Origin of the sequence: Mycolicibacterium parafortuitum, from assembly GCF_002086815.1 — a bacterium.
Taxonomy (GTDB): domain Bacteria; phylum Actinomycetota; class Actinomycetes; order Mycobacteriales; family Mycobacteriaceae; genus Mycobacterium; species Mycobacterium parafortuitum.
In genome coordinates, this window is record NZ_MVID01000012.1 from 104,322 (window position 1) to 131,236 (window position 26,915).

25 protein-coding genes are annotated in these 26,915 nt (G+C 68.9%); 12 read left to right on the top strand and 13 right to left on the bottom strand.

Features of this window, described 5'->3' with window-relative positions; translation table 11 throughout:
* The first annotated feature begins 130 nt into the window (after window positions 1-130).
* A complete protein-coding gene (locus tag BST38_RS15060) occupies window positions 131-790 on the top strand; it encodes a 50S ribosomal protein L25/general stress protein Ctc (protein ID WP_083144130.1) in 660 nt (219 codons plus the stop codon).
* Between the two features lie 12 nt (window positions 791-802).
* On the top strand, window positions 803-1,381 hold the full coding sequence (pth, locus tag BST38_RS15065) for an aminoacyl-tRNA hydrolase (protein ID WP_083144131.1): 579 nt from the start codon (window positions 803-805) through the stop codon (window positions 1,379-1,381).
* A 78-nt stretch (window positions 1,382-1,459) separates the two neighbouring features.
* Here the strand turns inward: pth and BST38_RS15070 are convergent, their stop codons facing one another.
* Genes BST38_RS15070 through BST38_RS15080 form a run of 3 tightly spaced genes read right to left on the bottom strand, consistent with a single transcriptional unit; the run spans window position 1,460 to window position 4,329 of the window.
* Window positions 1,460-2,485 (bottom strand): epoxyqueuosine reductase, encoded by a 1,026-nt coding sequence (locus tag BST38_RS15070; RefSeq protein WP_083144132.1) that lies wholly within the window; start codon window positions 2,483-2,485, stop codon window positions 1,460-1,462.
* 33 nt (window positions 2,486-2,518) lie between these two features.
* Entirely contained in the window at window positions 2,519-3,373 is an 855-nt protein-coding gene (locus BST38_RS15075) for an ABC transporter permease (RefSeq protein WP_083144133.1), read from the bottom strand.
* A complete protein-coding gene (locus BST38_RS15080; protein WP_083144177.1) occupies window positions 3,370-4,329 on the bottom strand; it encodes an efflux ABC transporter ATPase subunit, DrrA-related in 960 nt (319 codons plus the stop codon). Before BST38_RS15080 ends, BST38_RS15075 begins: the two co-directional genes overlap by 4 nt.
* 82 nt (window positions 4,330-4,411) lie before the next feature.
* On the opposite strand from BST38_RS15080, the gene BST38_RS15085 reads away from it, so the two are divergent.
* The gene (locus BST38_RS15085) at window positions 4,412-5,845 is read left to right on the top strand and encodes a lipase maturation factor family protein (protein WP_083144178.1); all 1,434 of its coding nucleotides are present in this window, start codon (window positions 4,412-4,414) and stop codon (window positions 5,843-5,845) included.
* 48 nt (window positions 5,846-5,893) lie between these two features.
* Here BST38_RS15085 and BST38_RS15090 read toward each other — a convergent pair whose 3' ends face one another.
* From BST38_RS15090 to BST38_RS15110, 5 genes are all read right to left on the bottom strand, one after another.
* Entirely contained in the window at window positions 5,894-7,528 is a 1,635-nt protein-coding gene (locus BST38_RS15090; protein ID WP_083144179.1) for a fatty acyl-AMP ligase, read from the bottom strand.
* A 335-nt stretch (window positions 7,529-7,863) separates the two neighbouring features.
* The gene (locus tag BST38_RS15095; protein ID WP_083144134.1) at window positions 7,864-8,832 is read right to left on the bottom strand and encodes a 4-(cytidine 5'-diphospho)-2-C-methyl-D-erythritol kinase; all 969 of its coding nucleotides are present in this window, start codon (window positions 8,830-8,832) and stop codon (window positions 7,864-7,866) included.
* Between the two features lie 103 nt (window positions 8,833-8,935).
* Window positions 8,936-9,856 (bottom strand): 16S rRNA (adenine(1518)-N(6)/adenine(1519)-N(6))-dimethyltransferase RsmA, encoded by a 921-nt coding sequence (gene rsmA, locus BST38_RS15100; RefSeq protein ID WP_083144135.1) that lies wholly within the window; start codon window positions 9,854-9,856, stop codon window positions 8,936-8,938.
* A complete protein-coding gene (locus tag BST38_RS15105) occupies window positions 9,853-10,980 on the bottom strand; it encodes a resuscitation-promoting factor (RefSeq protein WP_083144136.1) in 1,128 nt (375 codons plus the stop codon). The genes rsmA and BST38_RS15105 overlap by 4 nt, the downstream gene beginning before the upstream one ends.
* Window positions 10,981-11,076: 96 nt before the next feature.
* Complete coding sequence (locus BST38_RS15110) at window positions 11,077-11,928, bottom strand: TatD family hydrolase (protein ID WP_083144137.1); 852 nt, start codon at window positions 11,926-11,928, stop codon at window positions 11,077-11,079.
* A 26-nt stretch (window positions 11,929-11,954) separates the two neighbouring features.
* On the opposite strand from BST38_RS15110, the gene metG reads away from it, so the two are divergent.
* The 5 genes from metG (at window position 11,955) to BST38_RS15135 (ending at window position 18,260) form a co-directional block, all read left to right on the top strand.
* A complete protein-coding gene (gene metG, locus BST38_RS15115; RefSeq protein ID WP_083144138.1) occupies window positions 11,955-13,487 on the top strand; it encodes a methionine--tRNA ligase in 1,533 nt (510 codons plus the stop codon).
* A 6-nt stretch (window positions 13,488-13,493) separates the two neighbouring features.
* Window positions 13,494-14,840 (top strand): NADP-specific glutamate dehydrogenase, encoded by a 1,347-nt coding sequence (gene gdhA / locus BST38_RS15120; RefSeq protein ID WP_083144139.1) that lies wholly within the window; start codon window positions 13,494-13,496, stop codon window positions 14,838-14,840.
* A 97-nt stretch (window positions 14,841-14,937) separates the two neighbouring features.
* Entirely contained in the window at window positions 14,938-16,122 is a 1,185-nt protein-coding gene (locus BST38_RS15125; protein WP_083144140.1) for an NAD(P)/FAD-dependent oxidoreductase, read from the top strand.
* Window positions 16,123-16,124: 2 nt separating this feature from the next.
* A complete protein-coding gene (locus BST38_RS15130) occupies window positions 16,125-17,015 on the top strand; it encodes an RNA polymerase sigma-70 factor (RefSeq protein WP_110781762.1) in 891 nt (296 codons plus the stop codon).
* Window positions 17,016-17,021: 6 nt separating this feature from the next.
* The gene (locus BST38_RS15135; protein ID WP_083144142.1) at window positions 17,022-18,260 is read left to right on the top strand and encodes an aminodeoxychorismate synthase component I; all 1,239 of its coding nucleotides are present in this window, start codon (window positions 17,022-17,024) and stop codon (window positions 18,258-18,260) included.
* On the opposite strand, the gene rsmI is transcribed toward BST38_RS15135, so the two are convergent.
* Window positions 18,243-19,079, bottom strand: a complete 837-nt coding sequence (gene rsmI / locus BST38_RS15140) for a 16S rRNA (cytidine(1402)-2'-O)-methyltransferase (RefSeq protein WP_083144143.1) — start codon at window positions 19,077-19,079, stop codon at window positions 18,243-18,245. The two genes, BST38_RS15135 and rsmI, sit on opposite strands and share 18 nt — an antisense overlap.
* A 24-nt stretch (window positions 19,080-19,103) precedes the next feature.
* Here rsmI and BST38_RS15145 point away from each other — a divergent pair, with 24 nt between their 5' ends.
* Together BST38_RS15145 and BST38_RS15150 are read left to right on the top strand one after the other, a co-directional pair.
* The gene (locus tag BST38_RS15145) at window positions 19,104-20,654 is read left to right on the top strand and encodes a dolichyl-phosphate-mannose--protein mannosyltransferase (RefSeq protein WP_083144144.1); all 1,551 of its coding nucleotides are present in this window, start codon (window positions 19,104-19,106) and stop codon (window positions 20,652-20,654) included.
* A 105-nt stretch (window positions 20,655-20,759) separates the two neighbouring features.
* On the top strand, window positions 20,760-21,617 hold the full coding sequence (locus BST38_RS15150; protein ID WP_083144145.1) for a putative endonuclease domain-containing protein: 858 nt from the start codon (window positions 20,760-20,762) through the stop codon (window positions 21,615-21,617).
* Window positions 21,618-21,656: 39 nt separating this feature from the next.
* Here BST38_RS15150 and arcA read toward each other — a convergent pair whose 3' ends face one another.
* On the bottom strand, window positions 21,657-22,865 hold the full coding sequence (gene arcA, locus BST38_RS15155; RefSeq protein WP_083144146.1) for an arginine deiminase: 1,209 nt from the start codon (window positions 22,863-22,865) through the stop codon (window positions 21,657-21,659).
* A 33-nt stretch (window positions 22,866-22,898) separates the two neighbouring features.
* Between arcA and soxR the strand changes: the two genes are divergently transcribed.
* Both soxR and BST38_RS15165 read left to right on the top strand, forming a co-directional pair.
* Window positions 22,899-23,333 carry a redox-sensitive transcriptional activator SoxR gene (gene soxR, locus BST38_RS15160; protein ID WP_083144147.1) on the top strand — a complete coding sequence of 145 codons (435 nt, stop codon included), beginning with the start codon at window positions 22,899-22,901 and terminating at the stop codon, window positions 23,331-23,333.
* A gap of 33 nt (window positions 23,334-23,366) precedes the next feature.
* A complete protein-coding gene (locus BST38_RS15165) occupies window positions 23,367-23,975 on the top strand; it encodes an alpha-ketoglutarate-dependent dioxygenase AlkB (protein ID WP_083144148.1) in 609 nt (202 codons plus the stop codon).
* A 3-nt stretch (window positions 23,976-23,978) separates the two neighbouring features.
* On the opposite strand, the gene BST38_RS15170 is transcribed toward BST38_RS15165, so the two are convergent.
* From BST38_RS15170 to BST38_RS15180, 3 genes are read right to left on the bottom strand one after another with little or no spacing between them, the layout of a single operon-like run.
* Window positions 23,979-24,650 (bottom strand): DUF5642 family protein, encoded by a 672-nt coding sequence (locus BST38_RS15170; protein WP_083144149.1) that lies wholly within the window; start codon window positions 24,648-24,650, stop codon window positions 23,979-23,981.
* A 28-nt stretch (window positions 24,651-24,678) separates the two neighbouring features.
* A complete protein-coding gene (locus BST38_RS15175; protein ID WP_237160808.1) occupies window positions 24,679-25,338 on the bottom strand; it encodes a DUF5642 family protein in 660 nt (219 codons plus the stop codon).
* A gap of 35 nt (window positions 25,339-25,373) precedes the next feature.
* Complete coding sequence (locus BST38_RS15180; protein WP_083144150.1) at window positions 25,374-26,801, bottom strand: PE-PPE domain-containing protein; 1,428 nt, start codon at window positions 26,799-26,801, stop codon at window positions 25,374-25,376.
* Window positions 26,802-26,915 lie beyond the last annotated feature (114 nt).

Genomic DNA, 26,915 nt, shown 5'->3' on the forward strand with positions numbered 1-26,915 from the left:
ACCCTTGCGGACGCGTCACGGCGAGGGTGGCTTGCTCTGCAGGACCACCGTTATCGACGGGAACCAGCACTTCTGGTGTGCAACCCTGGCCGTGCCCGATACCGAATCACCGGCACAGGAGCACAGACCAATGGCTAAGAACGCCCCCAACAACCTGACCGCGCAGGTCCGCACCACCACCGGCAAGGGCGCGTCGCGTCGTGCCCGCCGTGAGGGCCTCGTCCCCGTCGTGCTGTACGGCCACGGCACCGAACCGCAGCACCTCGAGCTCAACGGGCGTGACTTCGCCGCCGTGCTGCGCCACGCGGGCACCAACGCCGTGCTGACCCTCGATATCGACGGCAAAGAGCAGCTGGCGCTGACCAAGTCGATCGAGATCCACCCGATCCGCCGCAACATCCAGCACGCCGACCTGCTCGTGGTGCGCCGCGGCGAGAAGGTGACCGTCGAGGTCACCGTCGTCGTCGAAGGCGACGCCGCCCCCGGCACGCTGGTCACGCAGGACGCCAACACCATCGAGATCGAGGCCGACGTCCAGTCCATCCCCGAGCAGTTCACCGTCTCGGTCGAGGGCGCCGAAGAGGGCACCCAGATCCTGGCCGGTCAGGTCGAACTGCCGTCCGGCGTCACGCTGATCACCGATCCCGAGGTACTGGTCGTCAACGTCGTCGCGGCGCCGACATCCGAGGAGCTCGAGAGCGAAGGTGCCGGCGAGGCGGGCGGCGCGGCAGCCGAGGGCGCCGAGTCCGAGGGCGAGGCCGAGGGCGACGCGGCCGAGTCCGCCGAGTAGGCGAACCCGGTCATGGCCGAGCCCATCCTGGTGGTCGGCCTGGGCAACCCCGGACCGCAGTACGCCACCACCCGGCACAACGTCGGGTTCATGGTGGCCGACGTCCTCGCCGACCGCATGGGCGAGACGTTCAAGGTGCACAAACGCTCCGGTGCCGAAGTGGCCACCGGGCGGCTCGCCGGCCGCTCGGTGGTCCTGGCCAAACCGCGGGTGTACATGAACGAGTCCGGCCGACAGGTCGGTCCGCTCGCCAAGTTCTACTCGATCCCCGCCACCGACGTCGTGATCATCCACGACGAGCTCGACATCGACTTCGGCCGCATCCGGCTCAAGGCCGGCGGCGGCGTCGCGGGTCACAACGGTCTGCGTTCGGTCGGCTCAGCGCTGGGCAGCAACGACTTTCAGCGCGTGCGGGTCGGCATCGGCCGGCCCCCGGGACAGAAGTCCGGTGCCAGCTTCGTGCTGGAGCCGTTCAACTCCCGCGAGCGTCCCGAACTCGGCACCATCATCGAGCAGTCCGCCGACGCCACCGAGTTGCTCATCGAACTCGGTCTGGAGTCGGCGCAGAACACCGTGCACGCCTGGGGCTGACGCCCCCGTTTCGCCGAAATTGCGTTCCGGCAGAAGAAGTTCGAGTAACTGTCTGCTGGAACGCAGTTTCGGCGGATGTCACCGGCGACCCATTCCCCCGTCGACAACCTTGACGTCCTTGTGCGGGTAGCGCTTGACCGCGTGCGCGTGTGCCTCGGAATCCGGCAGCACATACAGGGTTTCGCGTTTGTCCTGCAGCGGCTTGAGCACCAGGTTCATGAACGCCTTGCGGTCGTCGAGATAGGGCTCGATGACCTCCTCGCCGGCCGGGCAGACCGCCAGACAGTACGCGGCCTTGTAGTTCGCCTTGAACGACAGGCTCTGCCACATCGACGCGTTCTCCGAATCGCTGACCCGGGAGCGGAAGTCCGCCGCGTCGGAACTGTCGGCGACGGTCTGAACCCAGTCGGTGAACCCGCCCATGAACTCGCGGTAGTTGTGCACCGCGCACGCGACGAAGTCGAAGTCGCCGTTCTTCTTGATCGCCCCGACCGGGCATGCCGCCACGCACAGCTTGCACTCCAGACACGGTGAATAGTCCAGCGGCGCACCGTAACCGCTGATCTCTGAGGCGACAAGCACCGTGCCGAGCAGGATGAAGTTGCCGAACCGCGGGTGGATGACGTTGCGGTGGATGCCCATCGCACCCATGCCCGCGGCCACCGCGACCGGTTTGTGCGCGACCACCCAGATGCGCCCCGGGTAGTTGTCCATCTCCATCGGGAAGGTCGCCGACGGGTTCACCACCCGGTGCCCGGCGTCCTGCAGCGCGCGGGTGATCCGGTGCGCCGCCTCGTTCATGATCTCGCCGCTGCGGTGGAACTCCTGGTTGGCCACGCTGCGGGCGGTGGAGCGCACGTTGTCGCGGTTCATCTTGACCACCAGCGAGATATAACTGCGTGCGCCCGGCAGCGCCGTGTCGACGTGCGGGCGCTCCGAGGCCAGGGCCGGATCGTCGACGCGCGCGAATCCGACGTCGTCGACGCCGGCGTCCAGGCACACCGCACGCAGCCAGTCGGCGTCGATGACGCCCGGTTTCGGCGCCGGTCGGGACCGCACGGCGCGCACGGTCGGATGGTCGGCGAGTCGGGTCGGCTTCGTCATGGGTCTGAGTATAGCTTTCTATACTCAGGTGTGTCAGCTGCTGGTGCGGCGCCGGTATGCGTAGAGCGCGAACGGCGCGAAGACCGCCGTCAGCGCCAGCGACCACAGCACGGTCGCGAGTACCGGATGGTGCAGTGGCAGTTGCGCGCTGGCCGGGGCGGGCCCGCCGTTTCCCCACAGCTCGCGCATCGCCTGCGCCAGCGAGGACACCGGATTCCACTCCGCGATCACGCGCAGCCAGTGCGGCATCGGCTCGGTCGGCACGAACGTGTTGGCCAGGAACGTGATCGGGAACAGCGCGGTGAACATCACGCCGTTGACCGCCTCGACGGTGCGCATCAGCGAGCCGATCAGGATGCCGAACCAGATCATCCCGAAACCGAACAGCATCAGCAGCGCGAAGGCGAGCACCGCCTCCCCGACGCTGTTGCGGATCCGCCACCCGATGGCCAGCCCGGTCAACGCCATCACCAGCGCACCCAGCGACGAGTGGATGACGCTGGCGATGCTGCGCCCGATCAGCACCGAGGACCGTGAGATCGGCAGGGACCGGAAGCGGTCGATGATGCCCTTCTCGACGTCGGCGGTGATCCCCGAGGCCACCACGAACGCGGAGAACACGATCGTCTGCGCCTGGATGCCTGGTAGCAGGAACTCCCGGTAGGACGCGCCGCCGGTGTTGGTGATCGACGCCCCGAACACGAACGCGAACAGCAGCACGAACATGATCGGCTGCGCGGTGACGTCGCTGAGCATCTCCGGCATTCGTTTGGTATGAATCATGTTGCGCTTCACCATGATCCACGACTGCTGCGCGAGGTTGGTGGGCCGGGTCGGGACGGGCTGCGGCCGGATCGGGGCCTGCGACCGGTTCTCCACAGCGGTCATGCGCCGACCTCCTCGGAGTCGTCGGTGGTGCGATGCCCGGTGAGCATCAGGAACACGTCGTCGAGGCTGGGCCGGGACAGGCCGATGTCGTCGACGGTGATGCCGCTGTCGCGCAGCCATCCCGCGACCTGGATCATGTCGTCGAGCCCGTCGGCGGTGGCGGTCAGCCTCCGCGCACCGGTGTCGACGAACACGTCAGCGCCGGTACGGGCCAGCAGTGCCCGCGCCGGTTCGAGATCGGCGGTGTCGGCGACGGTGACGACGAGGCTGGCTCGCCCGGCCTGCTGTTTGAGTTCCAGCGGGGAGCCTTCGGCGATGATGCGGCCGCGGTCGATGACGACGATGTTGTCGGCGAGCTGGTCGGCTTCCTCCAGGTACTGGGTGGTCAGCAGCAGCGTGGTGCCCTGGGCCACCAGACCGCGCAGCACCTCCCACAGCTCGCTGCGGCTGCGCGGATCCAGTCCCGTGGTCGGCTCGTCGAGGAAAAGCACCGGCGGCGCGGCCAGCAGGCTGACCGCGAGGTCAAGGCGTCTTCGCATGCCGCCGGAGTAGGACCTGACCACCCGGTCGGCGGCGTGGGTGAGCGAAAACTGTTCCAGCAGTTGGCCACTGAGCGCGTTGAGGTCCTTGCGCCGGATGCCGTAGAGGCCGCCGATCATCCGGATGTTCTCCCGCCCCGTCAGCAGTTCGTCGACGGTGGCAACCTGCCCCGTCAGCCCCATGTGCCTGCGCACCCGGTCGGGTTCGGCGCCGACGTCGTAGCCGGCGACCCGTGCGGTGCCGCTGGTCGGTTCGGTCAGCGTCGTCATCATCCGCACGGTGGTCGTCTTGCCCGCACCGTTGGGGCCGAGCAGCCCGAGCACGGTGCCCGGCGGGACCGCGAAGCTGACCCCGTCGACCGCCGTCTCGTCGCCGAACCGTTTCACCAGATCGATGGCCTCGATCGCGGGATCCATGCCCACGACGGTATAGGCGCGCACCGACACCCGGCGACCGCTTTACTGGCCGCGAAGTCCTGCGTCTACTGGACAGGTGCACCTGGACTGGTTCGACGCTCCCGGGTACTGGCTCGCCCGGGAGATCCTGCAGCGCGGGATCGCCGCGATCTATCTGATCGCGTTCGTCGGTGCCGCCCGTCAGTTCCGCGCGCTGATCGGTGAGCGCGGCATGCTGCCCGTGCCGCGCCTCGTCGCGCAGGTGCCGTTCCGGGCGGCACCTAGCGTGTTCCAGCTGCACTACTCCGACCGCTTCTTCGCCGGCGTCTGCTGGGCGGGAGCGGCACTGGCCGCCGCGCTGGTCGCGGGCGGCGGCAACGTGGTGCCGCTGTGGGCGGCCGTGCTGGGCTGGCTGGTGCTGTGGGCGCTGTACCTGTCGGTCGTCAACGTCGGGCAGCGCTGGTACAGCTTCGGCTGGGAGTCGCTGCTGCTGGAGGCCGGTCTGCTGGCGATGCTGTTGGGCAACGACGACGTCGCACCGCCGCTGCTGACGCTGTGGCTGATGCGCTGGCTGCTGTTCCGCGTCGAGTTCGGCGCGGGCCTGATCAAGATGCGCGGTGATCCGTGCTGGCGGGATCTGAGCTGCCTGGAATACCACCACGAGACCCAGCCGATGCCCGGGCCGTTGAGCTGGTTCTTCCACCATCTCCCCAAACCGCTGCACCGTGTCGAGGTGGCGGGCAACCACGTCGCGCAGCTGGTGGTGCCGTTCGCGCTGTTCGCCCCGCAGCCGGTCGCGTCGGTCGCCGCCGGGATCGTGATAGTCACGCAGCTGTGGCTGGTGGCCTCCGGCAACTTCGCATGGCTGAACTGGCTGACGATCCTGCTCGCGTTCAGCGCCGTCGACGCGACCGCGTTCTCCCGGGTGGTGACGGTGCCGGCTCCCCCGCCCGTCCCGGACGCGCCGGTGTGGTTCGTCGCGGTGGTGCTCGCCGCGACCGTCCTGACGGTGGTGCTGAGCTTCTGGCCGGTGCGCAACATGCTGGGCCGCCGACAGCAGATGAATGCGTCGTTCAACCCGTTCCACCTGGTCAATACCTACGGCGCGTTCGGAAGTATCGGGCGGATCCGCTACGAGGTGATCCTCGAAGGCACCGACGACCCGTCGCCGTCAGGTCGCACGGAGTGGAAGGAGTACGGCTTCAAGGGCAAACCCGGTGATCTGCGCCGGATCCCCCGGCAGTGGGCCCCGTACCACCTGCGACTGGACTGGCTGATGTGGTTCGCGGCGATCTCCCCGTCCTACGCGCGGGACTGGTTCCGGCCGCTGGCGGTTCGGCTGCTGCAGGGCGACACCGCGACGCTGCGGCTGCTCGGGCACAACCCGTTTCCCGACACGCCGCCGCGCTGGATCCGGGCACGGCTGTACGAATACCGGTTCACGACATGGCGGGAACTGCGCGACGAACGCCGGTGGTGGGACCGGACGCTGATCGGTGACTACCTGCCCGCGGTCACTCTCGGTGAGCGTGCGTGAAGTTCGCAAAAGTGGCGGCGTGTCGGCTGCAGACACGCACGCTCGCATTTAGGTGACCAGCGAGACCGAGTTCGACCGGCGCAGCTTGCCCGACGACGTCTTCGGGATGCTGCCCGGGCCGAGAACCACGACGTTGCGGGGGCGGACGTCGACCTCGGCGACCACCTCGTGGGCGACCTGACGCTCGATGCGGTGCACCTCGGCCGGGTCCTTCCAGGCGTTCGACTCGACCGCGACGGCGAACGTCTCCCGCGAGTGCCCGGCGTCCAGGCGCACGGCGACCGCGCAGCCCGGGCGGACACCCTCGACGCGGCCGGCGGCCCGTTCGATGTCGGTCGGGTAGATGTTGCGACCGGCCATGATGATCACGTCCTTGACGCGGCCGCACACGACGACGTTGCCCTCTTCGGTGATGTAGCCGAGGTCGCCGGTGTCGTACCATCCGTGCTCGTCCTGCGCGGGAATGAAGCCGCCCATGGTCATGTAACCGGGTGTGACGCACTCACCGCGCAGCTCGATGACGCCGACACCGCGCGGTGGCATCACGTTGCCGTGCTCGTCGATGACGCGGGCCTCCAGGTCGGTCAGCAGCGGGCCGAGCTCGGCGAGACGCTTGGTGTGCCCCTTGGTGGCCGGGACCGCGCGGCGCAGCGCCGCGAGCAGATCCGCGTCGACCTCGTCGACGGTCAGGCCCTGACCACACGGCGAGAACGACACCGCCAGCGTGGTCTCGGCCATACCGTAGGCGGGCAGGATCGCGCCCGGATCCAGACCGAACGGCTTGCCCGCGTCCAGCAGATCCTCGACGTCGGCCGGCTCGACGGGCTCGGCACCGGAGAGCGCGAAGCGCAGCGTGGACAGGTCGAACTCACCCGGCTTGGCCTGCCGGCGCAGCCGCTTGGCGAACAACGCGTAGGCGAAGTTCGGCGCGGCCGTCATCGTGCCCTTGTACTTGTGGATCAGCTTGGCCCACAGCAGGGTGTCGCTGAGGAAGTCCATCGGCGTGACCTTGACCAGCTCGGCGCCGAAGTACATCGGGATGGTCAGGAAGCCGACCATGCCCATGTCGTGGAAGCACGGCAGCCAGCTGACCATCACGTCTTTGTCGACGTCGTACTGCGCGCCGATGAACATCGCCTCGGCGTTGGAGTGGATGTTGCGGTGCGTGATCTGCACGGCTTTGGGTGAACCCGTCGAGCCGGACGTCAACTGCATCAGCGCGAGATCGTCCTCGCCGACCTCGATCGGCTCGATCGGATCGGCCTCGAGCAGATCAGAGATCGTGAGGACGAGGATGCCCTTCTCCTGCAGCACCGGGATCACGGCCATGAACGGGTCGGACACGATGACGGCCTTGGCCTCGATCATGCCGATCACGTTCATGGTGTCCTCGGCCCAGACCACGAGGTCGGTGCGAGGAGTCGGCTGGTGCAGCATGGTCAGGCTCGCGCCGCGCATCCACAGGCCCTGGGCGGTCGGCGCGATCTCGACGGGGAAGCCGGCCAGCACGCCGACGGCGTCACCCAGACCGACACCCGCGGCCGCGAGGCCGCCTGCGATGCGCTTCGCGCGCTCGTGCACTTCGCCCCAGGTGTGCCGGACGGGCGTGTGCGGCTCGCCGGTGACCATGCCCCGCCTGCTCGTCCGGGCATTGAAGTACATCTTCTCGGTGAATCTGCTCACGACGACCTCCTCGCCGACATCTGCCCCGGTGCACATGCCCGTTTGCCATGCTCCGCCTGATCAACGGCCATTTCGGGAAGGCGCGCATACGGTTGGGGAGCGATTGTGTCTCGAATCGGTGATGTTGAGCAGACGCGGCCGAACGCGGTCCACATCCTGTTAGCCGCCCCGCCGGCAGAACCGGTGGGGGAACTGGATGCGTCCACTACTCGACCGCTAGCTCTCACCGTCGCTCATCTTAAGCAACTCTTAAGTAACTGCCAAACGAGCGCGACTATTGAGGTATGTGTCACACCTATTTGTGATCGCGAATTTATCCGGCAGACGCGCCGCGATCAGCCGGCCGTCGACGGGCTCGGCACCAACCGCGCCCCCTGCACCGGACCGCTGGCCACCCGCACGGTGCGGCATACGCCCGCGCCGGCCAATTCGGTGCCGATGTCGACGGCGGCGCCCGCCGAGGTGCACAGGAATGCGCACGTCGGCCCGGAACCGGACACCACCCCGGCCAGCGCACCTGCCTCCACGCCGGCGCGCAGCGTGCGACGCAGCGCGGGGTCCAGCGTCAGCGCGGCGGGCTGCAGGTCGTTGCCCAGCAGCGGCGCGAGCTCGGCCGGATCCCCCGACGCCAGCGCGGCCAGCACGGGTTCGGGTGATTCCAGCCGGGGCGGCAGCGTGCGGTTCTCCTCGGCGCGGAGCCGGTCGATCTCGGCGAAGACGGCAGCCGTCGAGAGCCCGCCGGGCGAGAAGGCCAGCACCCAGTGGAAAGTGTTGCGGGTCAGCACGGTGGCGAGCTCCTCGCCGCGGCCGGTGCCCAGCGCGGTGCCGCCGTGCAACGCGAACGGCACGTCGCTGCCGAGCTGGGCGGCCAGCGCGTGCAGGTCGCGGCGCGGCACCCCGAGTTCCCACAGCGCGTTCATCGCCACCAGCACCGCGGCCGCATCCGCGCTGCCGCCGGCCATCCCGCCGGCGACCGGGATGGTCTTCTCGACGGTGATCGCGACGTCAGGGGCGCGCCCCACGTGCTCGGCCAGCAGTTCCGCCGCGCGCCAGGCCAGATTGCGGTGGTCGGTGGGCAGCGACTCCGCACCTTCCCCGACATGCTCCAGCGACAGGGTGTCGGCGTTGCGCACGGTGACCTCGTCGAGCAGCGACACGGCGTGGAAGACCGTGGTCAGCTCGTGATAGCCGTCGGGCCTGCGGTCGCCGACGTCGAGATAGAGGTTGACCTTGCCGGGCACCCGCACCGTGACCGAACCGGTGGGAACCCACTCCGAAACCGTATTACCGTCACGCGCGGACACCGCACGACATTAACGCCGACCGTCGCGCGCGGCGAACCTGAGCCGCACACCACAAAGGCCCCGGTGCGCGACCGGGGCCTTCATGAAAAACAGCGGTGGGCGACTACGTCGCGGTGACCTGCGACTCCTCGCTGGTGTCGGACTCGGTCTTCGGCACGACGTGCCAGTCCGCGCTGCGCTGCAGCAGTCGCACGAAGTCGTTGATGCTCAGCGTCTCACCGCGCCGGGACGGATCGATGCTGGCGGCCAGCAGCCGGCTGGCCGACTCGTTGCCCGAGCCCGCCCACTCGGCGAACGCGTTACGCGACGTCTTACGGCGCTGCGCGAACGCGATGTCGATCAGATCGAAGACCTGCTCGCGGAACTCGGTGTCGGTGGGCCACGGCGACGTCTCGTAGCGGTCGATCCGGACCAGGCCCGAATAGACGCGCGGGATCGGCCAGAACACCGTCGGCGACACCATGCCGTAGCGGCGGACGTTGCCGAAGAACCGCACCTTGGCGCTGGGTACGCCGTACTCCTTGTTGCCCGGTTCGGCGGCGAGCCGCTCGGCGACCTCGGCCTGCACCATCACCATGACGGTCCGGATGGACGGGAACTCGGCGAGCAGGTGCAGCAGCGCGGGCACCGCGACGTTGTACGGCAGGTTCGCGACGAGCGCGGTCGGCATCTCGGTCATATCCGACTGCTTGAACGTCAGGATGTCCCGGTTCATCACGGTCAGCCGGTTGACCTCGCTGTGCGAGTGGGCCGCGATGGTCGTCGGCAGCTGGGTGGCCAGAACCGGATCGATCTCGACGGCGGTCACCTTCGCGCCGCGGTCCAGCAGCGCGAGCGTCAGCGAACCCAGCCCCGGACCGACCTCGAGCACATGGTCGTTGCGGTTGATGCTGGAGGCCGAGACGATGCGGCGCACCGTGTTGGCGTCGTGGACGAAGTTCTGCCCGAACGATTTCCGCGGGCGGAAATCGATGGATTTGGCCAGATGCCGAATTTCAGTTCGCCCGAGCAGTCGTATGGTCACGACGCACCGATCCTCCCACTACAGGTCGGCCACGCTCCCCAACCCTGGCGCGCCCGAGTTACCTCAGCTATCGCGATCTGCTCTTCTCTCGTTGCCAGATCCGCTCGCTGAGCATACCTCAGACCACCGTTGCGCTCCCAGGTGTTTTGATCGAATTGAACTCCGCCGAAATAGCCATTGCCTGTGTTGATCGCCCAGTTACCTCCCGCTTCGCAGCGCGCGAGGGAGTCCCAGGTCATCCCATTGTTCACTGGCGGCACCTCGGTACCAGGCTTCGCACCCACCCGCAGCACACCGTCGCGAGCCGGTGTCACGACGACATTGGCTATTGGCAGCCTTCCAGTTTCGACCCCGTTAATTTTCGCTACAGCGAAAGTCACGTCTTGAACTCCAGGATTTCCCGGATCCTCGACGACCTGGCGACTCATGTTCAAAGTGACGTCTTCGATGCGCTGATTGTTCGGGTTCAACGGCAATCGCTCGGTCACCTTTTCGATGCGCACCCTGGTCACTTTGATGAACATGCCGTCCACAATCGGCGTCGACGCCGCGGGGATGACGGAATCTCTTTGCTGTAACGGCGCGCCCGCGGCTTCCAGCAGCGCCTGCACGGTCGGCGCCGCGAGCCGCACGGACCGCATCACGCCGCCGTCGTCGATTTGCACGTTTCGCGGACTGACCACCGGGAGCGCCATTCCGTCGAGCGGAAGCCTGCTGGCGCGCGACGCCGCGACGGGAGCCTTGTCGGTCATCTGCAGCTGGGCGAGCGCCTCGTCGACCGTCGACGCGGTGGTCCACACCTGCTCGGTGCCGCCACCGTCGGTGGAGATCTCCAGTGGCCGGCTGCGGCGCAGCACGATCGTGTCGGACTGGTGCACCGGTGTCTCGGCGGCGGGATAGAGGTCGTCGCGCTCGCTGACGTCGAACCCGTTCTCGGCGACGACGTCGATCACGCGCGACTTCATGGTCGACACGGTCACCGAGGCGCCGTCGACCTGCAGGGTGACGGTCTTGTGCGCGGCGACCGCGGCTCCACCGGCGAACACCAATGCCAGCAGGGTGGCTGCGACCAGAAGTCTCAGCAGCGGTGAGCGCGTTTGATGGAGTTTTGTCAGTGCATTCAAAAGTTCGTCAGTCCCGACCTAGCCTGGTGCGCGGCAGCGGCGAGCAACGGTGGGGGCGCTGCCACGCGGTTTATCACGAGACGGTAACGAATCGGCCTAGGTCCAGCAACCCGCCAGACCGTAGGTTCGCACCGCCGTCGCGGAGGTCAGCTCGGCGAGCTCCTCCGCGGGCCGGCCCAGGAGATCGGCCAGCGCTCGCACAGTGTAGGGCAGGCAGTAGGGCTCGTTCGGCGCCCCGCGATACGGGTGCGGGGTCAGAAACGGTGCATCCGTCTCGACGAGCAGCTGACCGTCAGGGATCAACGCCGCGGCTTCACGCAGGTCACGGGCGTTCTTGAAGCTGACCGTCCCCGACAGGCTGAGCAGCCAGCCCTGGTCGATGCACGCCCGCGCCATCGCGGCGTCCGAGGAGAAGCAGTGGAAGATCACCGTCTCGGGGGCGCCCTCGGCGCGCAGCACGTCGAGCACGGCCGCGTCGGCATCGCGGTTGTGGATCATCAGCGGCTTACCGGTGCGCTTGGCCAGGTCGATGTGCCACGCGAACGCCTCGCGCTGCTCGTCGGGTTCGGCGCATCCGTCCAGCCGGCCCGGCCAGTACAGATCCATCCCGGTCTCCCCGATCGCGACCACCCGGGGATGCTGGGCGAGGCGTTCGATCACCGTGCGCGCCTCCGCGGTCAGCGCGTTGGCCCGGGTCGGGTGCAGCGCGACGGCGGCGTAGACACGGGGATCCCAGTCGGCGGCCTCGGCGGCCCAGCGCGCGGACTCCAGGTCGTCGGCGATGGTCACGACCGCGCGCACCCCGGCCGCGCCCGCCCGGTCCAGGATGTCGCGGACGCCGTCGGCATCCTCGGCGCCGCACGCGTCGAGGTGGGTGTGAGCGTCGACCAGCGGTCCGAGCGGCTCCGGGATCGGCGGCGGCTCACGCCGCTGTTTATCAGCGCTCACGCCAACACTCTAGGGTTGACCCTGAAATGAGCGAGCCTTACTACATCACCACGGCGATCGACTACCCCAACGGTGCGCCCCACATCGGGCATGCCTACGAGAAGGTCGCCGCCGACGCGATCGCCCGGTTCAAGCGCCTCGACGGCTACGACGTCCGATTCCTGACCGGCACCGACGTGCACGGACTGAAGATGGCGCAGACCGCGGAACGCGAAGGCATCCCGACCGCCGAACTCGCGGTGCGCAACTCCGACGCGTTCGAGGCGATGCAGCGCAGGCTCGGAAGCTCCTTCGACCGCTTCATCAGGACCTCCGACGCCGACCACTTCGCCGCGTCGGCAGAGATCTGGAAGCGGATGGACGCCGCCGGCGACATCTACCTCGACACGTACTCCGGGTGGTACTCGGTGCGCGACGAACGCTTCTACAGCGACGACGAGATCGAGACGCGCGACGGCGAGAAGTACTCGATCGAGACCGGCACGCCGCTGACCTGGACCGAGGAGCAGACGTACTTCTTCCGGCTGTCGGCATACACCGACCGGCTGCTCGCCCACTACGAGGCGAACCCCGATTTCATCGGTCCCGACGTGCGGCGCAACGAGGTCGTCAGCTTCGTCTCCGGCGGACTGCGCGATCTGTCCATCTCGCGCACCACGTTCGACTGGGGCGTGCCGGTGCCGGGACATCCCGATCACGTCATGTACGTCTGGGTGGACGCGCTGACCAACTACCTCACCGGCGCCGGCTTCCCTGACGTCTCGTCGCCGGACTTCCGGAAGTACTGGCCCGCCGACCTGCACGTCATCGGCAAGGACATCATCCGATTCCACACCGTGTACTGGCCGGCGTTCCTGATGTCAGCCGGACTCGAGCTTCCCCGACGGGTGTTCGCCCACGGCTTCATCAACGTCAAGGGCGAGAAGATCAGCAAGTCGGTGGGCAACGTCGTCGACCCCATCGCGCTGGTCGAAGAATTCGGCGTCGACGCCGTGCGCTACTTCCTGCTGCGCGAGGTGCCGTTCGGCCAGGACGGCAGCTACAGCGAGGACGGCATCATCGGCCGCATCAACGCCGACCTGGCCAACGAGTTCGGCAATCTGGCGCAGCGCTCGCTGTCCATGGTGGCCAAGAACCTCGACGGGGTGGTACCCGAACCCGGTGAGCTGACCGCCGAGGATTCCGAGATGATCGCCGCCGCCGACGCGCTGCTGGAGCGGGTGCGCGAGCACTACGACCGCCAGGCGATGCATCTGGCGCTGGAAACGATCTGGTCGGTGCTCGGCGCGGCCAACCGCTACTTCTCGGCGCAGGAACCCTGGGTGCTGCGCAAATCCGATCCGCAACGCTTCGCCACGGTGCTCTACACGACGTTGGAGGTGGTGCGCATCGCCGCGCTGCTCAGCCAGCCCGTGATGCCCGAGACGATGGCCAAGCTTCTGGATCTGCTCGGCCAACCCGAAGAACAGCGGGCCTTCACCGCGATCGCGACGCGGCTGGCGCCGGGCACCTCGCTGCCCGCACCGTCCGGGGTGTTCCCGCGCTACCAGGTGGATTGATCGGAAATGACTGAGTTACACACCAAACTGCACGACATCTACGACGAGGTGGCGCGGCGCAACCCCGGCGAGGACGAGTTTCACCAGGCCGTCTACGAGGTGCTCAACAGCCTCGGCCCGGTGGTCGACAAGCATCCCGACTACGTCGACCGCGCCGTCATCCGGCGGCTGTGCGAACCCGAGCGGCAGATCATCTTCCGGGTGCCGTGGCTCGACGACTCCGGCGACGTCCAGGTCAATCGCGGGTTCCGGGTCGAGTTCAACTCGGCGCTCGGACCGTTCAAAGGCGGGCTGCGCTTCCACCCGTCGGTCTACCTCGGCATCATCAAGTTCCTGGGCTTCGAGCAGATCTTCAAGAACTCGCTGACCGGCCTGCCGATCGGCGGCGGCAAAGGCGGATCGGACTTCGATCCGAAGGGCCGCTCGGACGGCGAGGTGATGCGGTTCTGCCAGTCCTTCATGACGGAGCTCTACCGGCACCTCGGTGAATACACCGACGTTCCGGCCGGCGACATCGGCGTCGGGATGCGCGAGATCGGTTACATGTTCGGGCAGTACAAGCGGATCACCAACCGCTACGAGTCCGGCGTGTTCACCGGCAAGGGCATCACCTGGGGCGGATCGCAGGTGCGCACCGAGGCCACCGGGTACGGCACGGTGTTCTTCGTCGACGAGATCCTGCGCTCACGTGGGCAGTCGTTCGACGGGAAGAAGGTCGTGGTCTCCGGCTCGGGGAACGTCGCGATCTACGCCATCGAGAAGGTGAGTGCGCTCGGCGGCACGGTGATCGCCTGTTCGGACTCCAGCGGCTTCGTCCACGATCCCGACGGCATCGACCTCGATCTACTCAAGGAGATCAAGGAGAAACGCCGCGCCCGGCTCGCCGAATACGCCGAAGCCCGTGGATCGGCCCAGCTGGTGGCCAACCGCTCGGTGTGGGAGATGGAGTGCGACATCGCGCTGCCCTGCGCCACCCAGAACGAGGTGTCCGGCACCGACGCCAGACACCTGATCGAGTCCGGCTGTCAGATCATCGCCGAGGGCGCCAACATGCCGTGCACCCCGGAAGCGGTGAAGTACTTCGAGGACGCCGGGGTCACGTTCGCCCCGGGCAAGGCCGTCAACGCCGGCGGGGTCGCGACCAGCGCGCTGGAGATGCAGCAGAACGCGTCACGTGACTCGTGGACGTTCTCCGACACCGAGGCGCGCCTGGCCGAGATCATGCGCCGCATCCACGACCGTTGTCTGGCGACCGCCGACGAGTACGGCCAGCCGGGCAACTACGTCGCGGGCGCCAACATCGCCGGCTTCATCCGGGTCGCGGACGCGATGCTCGCTCTCGGACTGGTCTGATCACGATCGAGTAATCTGCGTCACACATCCGGCGTCGGTGTCACATCCGGACACCGCGCGGTGTCTTGAGGGCACAAGCCCCTCGAAAGGAGACACCATGAGCGCGCAGCCCACCCGGATCGTCGTCATCGGCGGCGGATACGCAGGCGTGATGGCCGCCAACCGACTCTGCTCCCGCGAGGACGTGGACGTCACCCTGGTCAACCCCCGCCCCCAGTTCGTCGAGCGGATCCGGCTGCACCAACTGGCGGCAGCCGACGACCCCGGCAGCACGGTCGCCGTCCAGGACTTCGGCACCGTGCTCAACGCCCGCGTGCGCCTGGTGGTCGACAGCGCCGATCGCATCGACGCCGCGACCCGGCGCCTCGCGCTTTCCTCCGGTGCCACACTGGACTACGACTACCTGGTGTACGCGGTCGGCAGCACCGGCGATGTGCCGGCAAGCGTGCCCGGAGCCGCCGAATTCGCCTACCCGCTCAGCGAATTGGAGCAGGCGACGCGGCTGCGGGAGCGGCTGGCCGACCTCGCGGCGCCGGCTCCGCTGGTGGTCGTCGGCGGCGGGCTGACCGGGATCGAGGCGGCCGCCGAGTTCGCCGAGGCGGGCCGCTCGGTCACGCTCGTCACCCCGGTGGTCGGACCGTCACTCAGCGTCGCCGCGCGCCGGTCGGTGACCAAGCGGCTGCGCACGCTGGGTGTCACCACGGTGGCCGCCGGGGTGCGCACCGTCGGCCCCGACCACGTCGTCCTCGACGACGGGCGCACCCTGCCCAGCGCGGTGACGGTGTGGACAGCCGGGTTCGGGGTGCCGGGGCTGGCCGCGGCCAGCGGACTGACCACCGACGCACTGGGCCGGCTGATCACCGACGAGACGCTGACCAGCGTCGACGACGACCGCATCGTCGCGGCCGGGGACGCGGCAGCTCCGTCGGGTCACCCGTACCGGATGAGCTGCCAGGCCGGGCTGCCGCTCGGCGCCCAGGCCGCGGGTACGGTGCTGGCGCGGATGGCGGGCACCGCCGTCGCCGACGCGACGGTGCCGATGTCCGGGCAGTGCATCAGCCTCGGACGCGGCGCGGGCACCGTGCAGATTCAGCACAAGGACGACACCCCGCGCAACCTCTACATCGGGGGCCGAACCGGCGCCTTCGTCAAGGAGCAGGTGTGCCGGTTCACGGTCAAATGGCTTGCCGCCGAGGCACGTAAGCCCGGTTCGTACCGGTCGCTGAAGGGCCCGGATCGTTCCGATCTGATCGCGACCTCACCGGAGGTGCCGGTGCGGTGAGCATGGCGCCGGGAGACGAACACGCCGAACGGTTCACCCACCTGCGTCCGCTGCTGTTCACGATCGCCTACGAGATCCTGGGCAGCACAACCGAATCCGACGACGTGCTGCAGGAGAGCTACCTGCGCTGGGCCGAGGTGGACCTCGCCTCGGTCACCGACACCAAGGCCTACCTGGCCCAGCTCGTCACCCGGCAGTCGCTCAACGCCCTGCGCGCCCAGTCCCGCAGGCGGGAGGACTATGTGGGCCCGTGGCTGCCGGAACCGCTTCTGACCCAGCAGGATCCGTCAGCGGATGTGGTGCTCGCCGAGTCGGTGTCGATGGCGATGCTCGTCGTGCTGGAGACGCTGAGCCCCGACGAGCGGGCGGTGTTCGTGCTGCGCGAGGTGTTCGGCTTCGGGCACACCGAGATCGCCGAGGCGCTCGGCAAGTCGGCTGCGGCGGTCCGGCAGATGGCGCACCGGGCCCGCGAGCATGTGCAGTCCCGGCGCAAACGCTACGAGCCGGTCGACCCGAAGGTGTCGAGCGAGATCACCATGAAGTTCTTCGCCGCCGCGGCCACCGGCGACATGGACGGACTGCTCGAGATGCTGGCGCCCGACGTGGTGTGGACCGCCGACAGCGACGGCAAGGTCAGCGCGGCCCGGCGGCCGGTGGAAGGGGCCGACAAGGTGGCCCGGCTGATCCTGGGCTTTGTCCGCCTCGCCGGTGGCGAGGGCCGGGTCGAGCCCGCGTTCTACAACAGCGCGCCCGCACTGGTGCTCTACACGGGCGACGTGCTGGAGGGCGTGGTCACGTTCGAGGTGGCCGACGGCCGGATCACGAACTTCTACGCGATGCGCAACCCGGAGAAGCTGACGGGGGTGATGGTGCCGCGCCGGATCAGCCGATAATGAGCCGTGCGCATCGAGCGGCTCGGCGATCTGGGCGACGCCCCGTCGGTGCTGCGTGCGCTCGGAGCCGCGACGGAGCGTCTCGGGCTCGCGGCGCCCGCCGCGCTGATCGGTGACTGGTTCGGTTCCCGCGCGGTGATCGCTCCCACGGTGGGCGTGTCGGCCGTCGCACCCGAGACGGTTTTCGGCGTGACACCGGGAAACCGCTGCGACGGGCCGGTGGGTGGCGGCTGGTTCGGATATCTGTCCTACCCCGACGCCGGCGCCGACGGGCTCGGCCCGCGGATCCCCGTCGCGGCGGGCGGCTGGTCGGATTCGGTGTTGCGCTGCGACCGCGACGGCGGCTGGTGGTACGAAAGTCTCACCGGGGCAACACTTCCCGGCTGGGTCGTCGATGCGGTGCACTCGCCCGCCGGGCCTCGGCGCGCAGCAGTGGTGTGGGAGGCCGCCGATCACACCGCGCACCAACGGGGGGTGCGGGAATGCCTCGACGCGATCGCCGCCGGCGAGGTGTACCAGGCGTGCGTGTGCACACAGTTCCGTGGCGTGCTCGACGGAGCGCCGCTCGATTTCTTCACCGAGGCGGCGGGCCGGACCACACCGGCCCGGGCCGCGTATCTCGCGGGCGATTGGGGCGCGGTGGCGTCGCTGTCGCCGGAGCTGTTCCTGCGCCGGTGCGGGGAATCCGTCACATCCAGCCCGATCAAGGGCACCCTGCCGCGGCAGGCCGATCCGGCGGCATTGCGGGCGTCGGTCAAGGACGTCGCGGAGAACATCATGATCGTCGACCTGGTGCGCAACGACCTGGGCCGGGTCGCGCGCACCGGATCGGTCACGGTGCCCGAGCTGCTGGCGGTCCGGCCGGCGCCCGGGGTCTGGCATCTGGTGTCCACGGTGACCGCGCAGGTCCCCGCGGAGTTGCCGATGGCCGACCTGCTCGACGCGACGTTTCCGCCGGCTTCGGTCACCGGCACGCCGAAGCAGCGCGCCCGCGAGCTGCTGGTCTCGTGGGAGCCGCTCCGGCGCGGGATCTACTGTGGCACAGCGGGGCTCGCGTCACCGTGGGCCGGGTGCGAGCTGAACGTCGCGATCCGCACGGTCGAGTTCACCCCGAACGGCGCGGCGGTGCTCGGCGTCGGCGGCGGTATCACCGCCGATTCGGATCCGGAGCGCGAATGGGACGAGTGCCTGCACAAGGCCGCGCCGATCATCGGCCACGGTGTCGGCTCACTCACGCGCACGTAGTACCGCGTCATAGAGCTCGCGTCGCGACGGAGCGCCGGGATGCGCGGCGACCACCTGTGCGCACGCGTCCTTGACCCGCATCCCGTCCTCGACCAGCCGAAGCGCCTCGGCGACCATTTCCTCGGGATCCGCCGACGGTGTCGCACCGGCCAGCACCACGGTGATCTCCCCCAGCACACCGTCGGCCGCCCACTCGGCGAGCTCCCCGAGCGTCCCGCGCACGATCTCCTCGTGCGTCTTCGTCAGCTCCCGGCACACCACGGCCCGGCGTTGCGGGCCGAGCACGTCGACGGCGTCGCGCAGCGTCTCGGCCAGCCGGCGGGGTGACTCGAAGAACACGCAGGTGCGCGGTTCGGCCCGCAAGGTCTGCAGCCACGAGGTGCGCGCGGACTGCTTGCGCGGTGCGAACCCCTCGAAGCAGAACCGCTCCGACGGCAGGCCCGCCACCGCGAGCGCCGTGGTGACCGCCGACGGTCCGGGCAGGCACTGCACCGTCAGGCCGTTCTCCGCGCAGGCCGCCACCAGCCGGTAGCCGGGATCGCTGATCAGCGGCATCCCGGCGTCACTGACCAGCAGCACCGTCGCCCCGCTGCGGATGTCGTCGAGGAGCGCAGGCACCCGGGACGACTCGTTCTGGTCATAGAGGCTCACGATCCGGCCCGCCGGCTTCACCTCCAGCGCCGTCGCCAAGGTGCGGATCCGGCGGGTGTCCTCGGCGGCGATCACGTCGGCACTGCCCAGCGCCCGGATCAGCCGCGCTGAGGCGTCCGACGGCTGTCCCAGCGGCGTGGCGCCCACGAGCAGTCGTCCGGCCGTCATGTCACACAGCCTACGATCGCATGCGTGACCGCCCCGACCGAGGAACTCGAAAGAAGCGGGCGCTCGGTCCCCGTCATCAGCCCCGGCCCGGTCGTACCCGTCGCCGACTTCGGTCCGCTCGACCGTCTCCAGGGCTGGGCGATGACCGCCGTGATCACCGCGCTCGCCGCGGTGACGCGGTTCCTGAACCTGGGCTCGCCGACCGATGCCGGCACCCCGATCTTCGACGAGAAGCACTACGCGCCGCAGGCGTGGCAGATGGTGCACAACAAGGGCCTGGAGGACAACCCCGGCTACGGGCTGGTGGTGCACCCGCCGGTCGGTAAACAGCTCATCGCGATCGGCGAGGCGATCTTCGGCTACACCGGGCTGGGCTGGCGGTTCTCCGGCGCGGTGTGCGGTGTGGTGCTGGTGCTGCTGGTGGTGCGGATCGCGCGGCGCATCAGCCGCTCGACCCTGGTCGGGGGTATCGCCGGGCTGCTGCTGATCGCCGACGGCGTCAGCTTCGTCACCGCGCGCACCGCGCTGCTGGACGGGTTCCTGACCGTGTTCGTCGTCGCGGCGTTCGGTGCCCTGATGGTCGACCGCGACCAGATCCGCGAGCGCATGCACATCGCGTTCTTGGAGGGGCGCATCGCCGAGACGCCGTGGGGTCCGCGGCTCGGGGTGCGCTGGTGGAGGTTCGGCGCCGGGGTGCTGCTCGGGCTGGCCTGCGCGACGAAGTGGTCGGGGCTGTACTTCGTGCTGTTCTTCGGGGTCATGACGGTGGCCCTCGACGTCGCCGCCCGCAGGCAGTACCGGGTGCCGCGGCCGTGGCTGGGCACGTTCCGCCGCGACGTCGGTCCGTCGCTGTATGCGCTGGTGCTGATCCCGTTCGGGGTGTACCTGGCGTCCTACACGCCGTGGTTCGCGTCCGAGACGGGCGTCAACCGCCACGAGGTGGGCCGGTCCATCGGCCCGGACAGCGCGCTGCCGATCCCGGACGCGTTGCGGTCGCTGTGGCACTACACCTACGCCGCGTACCGATTCCACTCCGGGCTGACCAACGCCGACGGCAACCACCACCCGTGGGAGTCCAAACCGTGGACGTGGCCGATGTCGCTGCGGCCGGTGCTGTACGCGATCGACACCGACAACGTGTCGGGCTGCGGCGCCCAGTCGTGCGTGAAGGCCGTGATGCTGGTCGGCACGCCGGCGATGTGGTTCCTGGCGGTGCCGATCCTGGCGTGGGCGGTGTGGCGGGCGTTCGTGAAGCGGGACTGGCGTTACGCGGTGCTGCTGGTCGGCTACAGCGCGGGCTTCCTGCCGTGGTTCGCCGACATCGACCGGCAGATGTACTTCTTCTACGCCGCGACGATGGCCCCGTTCCTGGTGATGATCATCGCGATGATCCTCGGCGACATCCTCTACAAACCGACTCGCAACGCCGAGCGCAGAACTCTGGGCCTGCTGGTGGTGTGCCTCTACGTCGCGGTGGTCATCACGAACTTCGCGTGGCTCTACCCGATCCTGACCGGGCTGCCGATCTCGCAGCACACCTGGAACATGCAGATCTGGCTGCCGTCCTGGCGCTAGCGGGGTTTTCGCCGAACTGGGATTCCCGGTCGCGATTTCGGGGTTATCCACAGCCCTCAGCCGAGGCTCGCCGAGGGCCGGCCAAAGTCAGCGACGATCGATCACATGCGACCGGTGATCCTGGGCAGCCAGGAGATCAAGGACGGCACGCTCACCCGCGGCGAGCTGCGATGGCATTACGAGCGGCTCTTCCCCGACGTCCACATCCTGCGGGACGTCCCGCGCTCGCTGTATCACCGGACCGTCGGCGCATGGCTGTGGTCGCGCGAACGCGGTGTCATCACCGGCCGTGCCGCCGCGGCCCTGCACGGCGCGAAATGGATCGGTGAGGACGTGCCGATCGAACTCATCTGGAAGTCCTACGACACGCCCCCGGGGATCGTCGCGCGCGACGACCACTTCCTCTACGACGACGTCTACCCGATCGACGGCATGGCCGTTGCGACGGTTCAGCGGTGCGCCTACGACCTCGGCCGTCACCTGCCCCGGGACGAGGCCGTCGTGTGTCTCGACGCTCTGTCCAACGCGACGGGGCTTCGCGCAGAATGGGTCTCCCCGATAGCCGACAGGTACAAGGGCGCCCGCCACATCAGGCGGCTGCGGACCGCCCTCGACCTGATGGACGGCGGCGCCCAGTCCCCGAAGGAGACTCGTCTTCGGCTGCTGCTGATCGACGCGGGTTTCCCCCGTCCCGCAACACAGATCCCGGTGTGTGACGACTACGGAGCCCCGTTCGCATTCCTCGACATGGGCTGGGAGGACGCCGGTATCGCCGTCGAATACGACGGCGATCACCACCGCACGCATCGCGGGCAGTACGTCTGGGACGAACGGCGGCTGCGGATGATCAGGGACCGCGGCTGGCGACATGTGAAGGTCATCGCGGAGGACAGGCCGTACGACGTGATCGAACGGGTGCGTCGCGCATGGGCCGAACGCGAGCCCGGCGCCATGGTTGTGTGAACGGGCGAATCCACAGCCGGGAATCCCAGTTCGGCGAAACTAGAGCGGGTCGCGGCCGGCCGGGCACGACATACAGCGTGGGCCGCCGCGGCCGGTGCCCAACTCGGACGCCGCGATCGGCAGCACCTCGATCCCCGAGTCGGCAAGGCGGGCATTGGTTTCGGTGTTGCGCTCGTAGGCGACGACGACGCCCGGGGCCAGCGCCAGGGTGTTGTTGCCGTCGTCCCACTGCTCCCGCTCGGCGGTGACGGGATCGAGCCCGGTGTCGATGACGCGCAGCTTCCCGATGCCCATCGCGTCGGCCGCGGCGTCGACGAACGGCGCCGCCCGGTCGATCTTCACCCCGCCCGACTCGCTGCGAATCGTGAACGCGGTCAACGAATCCACGATGTTCGGATACATCACCACCGCATCGGTGTCGACCATCGTGCACACGGTGTCGAGGTGCATCTGGGCCCGCTCCTGCGCGATCGGCACGGCCAGCACGGTGTGCGCGAGACCGTCGTCGAACAGGCTGCGCGCCAACGCTTCCGCACCGGCCGGAGTGGTGCGCTCCCCCACCCCGACGGCGACCACGCCCGGAGCCAGCAGCAGCACGTCCCCGCCCTCGATCGGCGCGGACCGCGACTCGTAGGCCCGCCGCACCCCGAGGAACCGCGGATGGTGCGCATAGATCAGGTCGGTCAGCGACGTCTCCCGGATCCGGGCTTGCATCGACAGCGACGTGATCGCCACGCGAGGCCCGATCCAGAACGACGAGTCCCGGGTGAACAGCAGGTTCGGCAGCGGGTCGATCACGAAGTCTCCGCCGTGGTGCATGCGGCGCACCAGCGACAGCTCGTTCTCACCGAACGGCAGCTCGTCGAAGGTCATGCCGGCCATCAGAATTCGGGCCAGCGCGGGCGCGTCCAGGGTGCGCAGGTATGCGGCGAGCTCCTGCGCCAGCGGCACCCCGAGACGGCGCGAGTCCACCGCGGCGGAGATGCCCTGCATGCGGGCCGCCCCGCTCTTGGCCAGCGCCTCGGTCAGCAGGTCACCGAGCAGCAGCACCTCGACGCCGCGCGACCGCAGCAGTTCGGCGAACGCGTCGTGCTCCTGCTGCGCGCGCGCCACCCACGGCAATCCGTCGAACAACAGGGTGTCGTTGTTGCGCGGGGTGAGCCGCTGCAGCTCGGGTCCGGGGCGGTGCAGGATGACCACGCGAAGCCTGCCGACCTCCGAATTGCATCCCAGCGCCGCATCCGTCACAAGAGCACCGTAACCGCAACTAGGGTTGAGGTCATGGAATGGCCCCACGAGCTGACGCCCGGCGAGATGGCCGAGCGGAGCGGGGTGGCGGTGTCGGCGCTGCACTTCTACGAGCGCGAGGGCCTCATCACCAGCCGGCGCACGAGCGGCAACCAGCGCCGCTACGCCCGCGAGACGTTGCGCCGCGTCGCGTTCATCCGGATGTCGCAACGGCTCGGGATCCCGCTGGCACGGATCCGCGACGCGCTCGCGACACTGCCGGCCGACCGGGTGCCGACCAGCAAGGATTGGGCCCGGTTGTCGGCGGGCTGGCGCGAGGACATCGACCAGCGGATCCTGCACCTGCAGCGGCTGCGCGACAATCTGGCCGGATGTATCGGCTGCGGCTGCCTGAGCCTGAAGATCTGCGCGCTGGCCAACCCCGGGGACGTTCTCGCCGATGAGGGACCCGGCCCCGTTCGCCTCTGAGAATTCGAACGCCTGTGCGATAGACTGCGCGGTATGGAGCCAGCTCTGCAAAGCTCGCTTTTCGAGCAGTCCGACCGCCGCGACCTCGGCAACGGCGCATGGCTGGAAGTCCGCTCCGGATGGTTGTTCCAGGACGGTTCCCCCGACGACACGCTGTTCGCCGAACTCCGCGACCAGATCCCGTGGCGCGCCGAACGACGGCAGATGTACGACCGGGTCCTCGACGTGCCCCGCCTGATCAGCTTCCACAACCTGGTCGACGCCGATGCCCCGCATCCGCGGCTCAAACAACTCCGCCGCCGCCTCAACGACGCCTACGCCGGTGAACTCGGCGAGCCGTTCGTCACCGCGGGGCTCTGCCTGTACCGCGACGGGAACGACAGCGTCGCCTGGCACGGCGACAACATCGGGCGCAGCCGCACCGAGGACACCATGGTCGCCATCCTCGGACTCGGCGCCACCAGGGTGTTCGCGCTGCGCCCGCGCGGCGGCGGACCGTCGCTGCGGCTGCGGCACTGCCACGGGGATCTGCTGGTGATGGGCGGCTCGTGCCAGCGCACCTGGGAACACGCGGTGCCGAAGACGACCAGGCCGACCGGCCCCCGGATCAGCATCCAGTTCCGCCCGCAGGGTGTGCGCTGAGGGCTACCCGCGCACCAGGTCGACGGCCTGGGTGACGAGGTCGCGGGCCCGCTCGGTGTCGATGCGGGCGGGCGGTTTGTCCGGTACGGCGAGCGGGTTGGCCGTGACGATCACGATGAAGTTGCCGAACGTGGCCACATAGTTGTAGAGCTCGCCGGTGCGCGGGCCCTCCGCGGTCACGGTCTGCAGCACCCGGTGTGTCCCGATGGTCCGCACCCCGTCGATCTGCGGGGCTTCGGCGCCCTCGACCAGGCCTCTGATCCCGGCGCCGGTGAAGGTGACCTTGCCGCACTGGTCGCCGGGGGTGTTCACCGGTACCGCCTCGGAGGTCTCGAGCGCGATCACGATGTAGCGCACGCCCTCGCCCTCGGCGGTCGTCGCGGCCATGTTGCCCTTGACGCCCTCGGGCACGGTGTTCTCCGCGGCCGCTTTACCGCATTCGGCCGGATCGAACGTCAACCCGGCCGGCAGTTTCTGGGCGGTCAGGAACTGCGGATCGACGGCCGCCGGACCGACGGTGCTCACGGTGTAGGACGGGCCGAAGCTGGATTTCACCTCGGCCACCCGGGCGATGTCGGCCTTCGACAGGTCCTGCTGCGGCGCGCTCTGACACGCCGTCAGCAACCCGGCCACCACGGCCGCCGTGCAGGTGAGGTACTTCGGGGCGTTCGACATCGCCGCCAATGTACCGGCGCCGCACCGTTCAGCCCCGCAGCGTGGACACCGTTTCGGCGAGCAGATCCGAGGCGAACTCGGCGCCGAGCGTGGGGTGCGGCGACCCGGGATCGGTGACCACCACGACGAAGCACAGGTACGTCCCGAGGTAGGCCACGGCGGTGTCCGCATGGGTGTGCGTCTCGGTGCCACCCTCGACGACCGTGGTCAATGCGGTGCGCATCGCGACGGTTTGCGCGGCATCGATGCCCGGGCCCGGTTGCGCGGTGACCGTGCCGCTGGTGTGTCCGGACGTCACGGTCCACTGTCGGCATTCGTCGAGCACGACGGGGTCGGGGCCCTGCGGGGGCGTCGCCTCGGCGACCACGGCGTAGACGATCCCGCCGGGACCCGATGCCGACCAGCCGCGGGCTGTCTCGGCAGCAACCGACGGAGCTCCCAGCGCCGCGCACTGCACCGGGTCGGCCTGCGCCGAATCGCGAAAACCCCACGCCCCGAACGGCACCGGCGCCCCGGCGTACCCGGCGACCTCGTAGCCGTCGGGCATCGCATCGCGAGCGCGGTCGATGCGGGCCGGGTTGACGGTGTGCGTGGCCGACGGTTCGGGTTCCGGTGAGCGCGGCGGCGTGGCCGGCTCGGAACATGCGGCGACCATCAGAGTCAGGGCGCACGCGGCGATCAGCCTCACGCGCTGTTGATACCACGCGCGCGGGCCGCGTCCGCTCAGGCGGCGTCGGCCGCGTCGCTGTCGTCCGATTCGTCGCCGGCCTCGGTCGCCGCCGGCGGATCCGCATCGGAGTCCACGTCTGCGTCGCCGGGGGCCGTCGACGTGCCCTCGGTGTCGTCCGCCACCTCGGTGTCCGCATCGGTGTCCTCGCCGAGGTCCACCTCGAAGTCCACCCCGGCGCGAATCTCCTCGTCGCGCCCCTCCTGCGCGTCCGGGGACTGCCGGTCCCTCCCCGCGGGTTTCGAAACCCGCTGCGGCGTAACGCTTTCGGGGTCATCGCCGCCGGCTGCGGGGTCATCGCCTCCGGCCGGCCATTCGACTCCGCCGACGCCGAACGCACCCGGCGCCGTGGTGCCGAACACCCGCCCCTGACCGAAACCCTCGGTCAGGTTGTCCAGCGCCACCGGCACCGACGCGACGAGTTTGGCGGCGGTGCCCGCGAAATCCTTGATCGGCCACCACTTCGCGGGCGTGGGCGTTCCGGGGCTGACGTCACGGTCGTAGGCGTCCTCGATGATCACCCGCAGTGGCACGTCGAGCGCACTGAGGATCGCGGCCGGCACGAAGGGGCGCAACGGCTGCAGCAGCGGCACCAGGTCCGATTCGATGAGGTAGTAGTCGGTGTCGCCGACCCGGCCCTGATAGCGCGCCCGGGTGAACGGCACGTCGACGGTCTCGGCGTGCATCATGCCGTAGCCCAGCAGCGCGTTGACGGTGGCGAGCAGGTTCAGCGGACGCACCGGGAAATCACCGCCGAAACCGTCGTATTGGCGCACGACGTCCACGGTCTTGAACGCGCCGTCGACACTGTCGGTGGGGGTCGCCCCGTAGAACGTGATGCCGATGAGCGGGATCGTCAGCTTCGGAAAGCGGCCGAGCACACCACCATTGGGCCGCATCGGGTTGGCGGTGAGCATGAACGACGCCGACGGAGATCCGGGCCCGTGCTCGTCGATCAGCTTCTTCTTGAGCAGCGAGGCGATCGCCGCGCTCTGCGAATACCCGAACACCAGGAAGGTGTCGCCGAGTTGCGGCGCGACCGCCGAACCTGCGTCGGGATCGGTGTTGAACACGCAGCCCGCGTCCGCGGCCAGACACCTGCCGAGGTTCGCCAGCCCTTCGGCGACCGACTTGTCGAACGTCAGACGGCCGATCGGGAGGAAGTCCTCGGGTGTGTAAACGGCGACCGCGTTGGTCTCGGCGACGCCGTACGCGCCGGCGAGCTGATTGTTGACGGCGTTGTCCAGATAACGCTTCACGAATTCCGGTGAATCCTGCGGCCCCATCAGCGGATGGAACGTGCCACCCATGATCAGTGCGGTCGTGTTGGCCGCCAGGATCGGTACCGCGGTGGGCGCCCCGAATGCGGCCACAGCGACGAGCGCGGAGCAGAGCGCCAGGAACGAGCGAACGACGAGACCCATGTCCCGACCCCCAACCCTTGTGCCGGTACAGCACAGATGTACCACCGTCGGGACGGCCGCGGACGGTTTCGGCAAACCATGTTCGGGCTGTCCCCGCGAATTCGCTAGCCTTGA

Bases quoted from the DNA above. Each gene is read 5' to 3' on its own strand.
- BST38_RS15170 (WP_083144149.1), bottom strand. From the start codon at position 24,650: ATGTCGAACGCCCCGAAGTACCTCACCTGCACGGCGGCCGTGGTGGCC.
- BST38_RS15125 (WP_083144140.1), top strand. From the start codon at position 14,938: ATGAGCGCGCAGCCCACCCGGATCGTCGTCATCGGCGGCGGATACGCA.
- BST38_RS15060 (WP_083144130.1), top strand. From the start codon at position 131: ATGGCTAAGAACGCCCCCAACAACCTGACCGCGCAGGTCCGCACCACC.
- BST38_RS15075 (WP_083144133.1), bottom strand. From the start codon at position 3,373: ATGACCGCTGTGGAGAACCGGTCGCAGGCCCCGATCCGGCCGCAGCCC.
- BST38_RS15070 (WP_083144132.1), bottom strand. From the start codon at position 2,485: ATGACGAAGCCGACCCGACTCGCCGACCATCCGACCGTGCGCGCCGTG.
- soxR (WP_083144147.1), top strand. From the start codon at position 22,899: ATGGAATGGCCCCACGAGCTGACGCCCGGCGAGATGGCCGAGCGGAGC.
- rsmI (WP_083144143.1), bottom strand. From the start codon at position 19,079: ATGACGGCCGGACGACTGCTCGTGGGCGCCACGCCGCTGGGACAGCCG.
- pth (WP_083144131.1), top strand. From the start codon at position 803: ATGGCCGAGCCCATCCTGGTGGTCGGCCTGGGCAACCCCGGACCGCAG.
- gdhA (WP_083144139.1), top strand. From the start codon at position 13,494: ATGACTGAGTTACACACCAAACTGCACGACATCTACGACGAGGTGGCG.
- BST38_RS15130 (WP_110781762.1), top strand. From the start codon at position 16,125: ATGGCGCCGGGAGACGAACACGCCGAACGGTTCACCCACCTGCGTCCG.
- BST38_RS15180 (WP_083144150.1), bottom strand. From the start codon at position 26,801: ATGGGTCTCGTCGTTCGCTCGTTCCTGGCGCTCTGCTCCGCGCTCGTC.
- BST38_RS15080 (WP_083144177.1), bottom strand. From the start codon at position 4,329: ATGGATCCCGCGATCGAGGCCATCGATCTGGTGAAACGGTTCGGCGAC.
- BST38_RS15150 (WP_083144145.1), top strand. From the start codon at position 20,760: ATGCGACCGGTGATCCTGGGCAGCCAGGAGATCAAGGACGGCACGCTC.
- metG (WP_083144138.1), top strand. From the start codon at position 11,955: ATGAGCGAGCCTTACTACATCACCACGGCGATCGACTACCCCAACGGT.
- BST38_RS15165 (WP_083144148.1), top strand. From the start codon at position 23,367: ATGGAGCCAGCTCTGCAAAGCTCGCTTTTCGAGCAGTCCGACCGCCGC.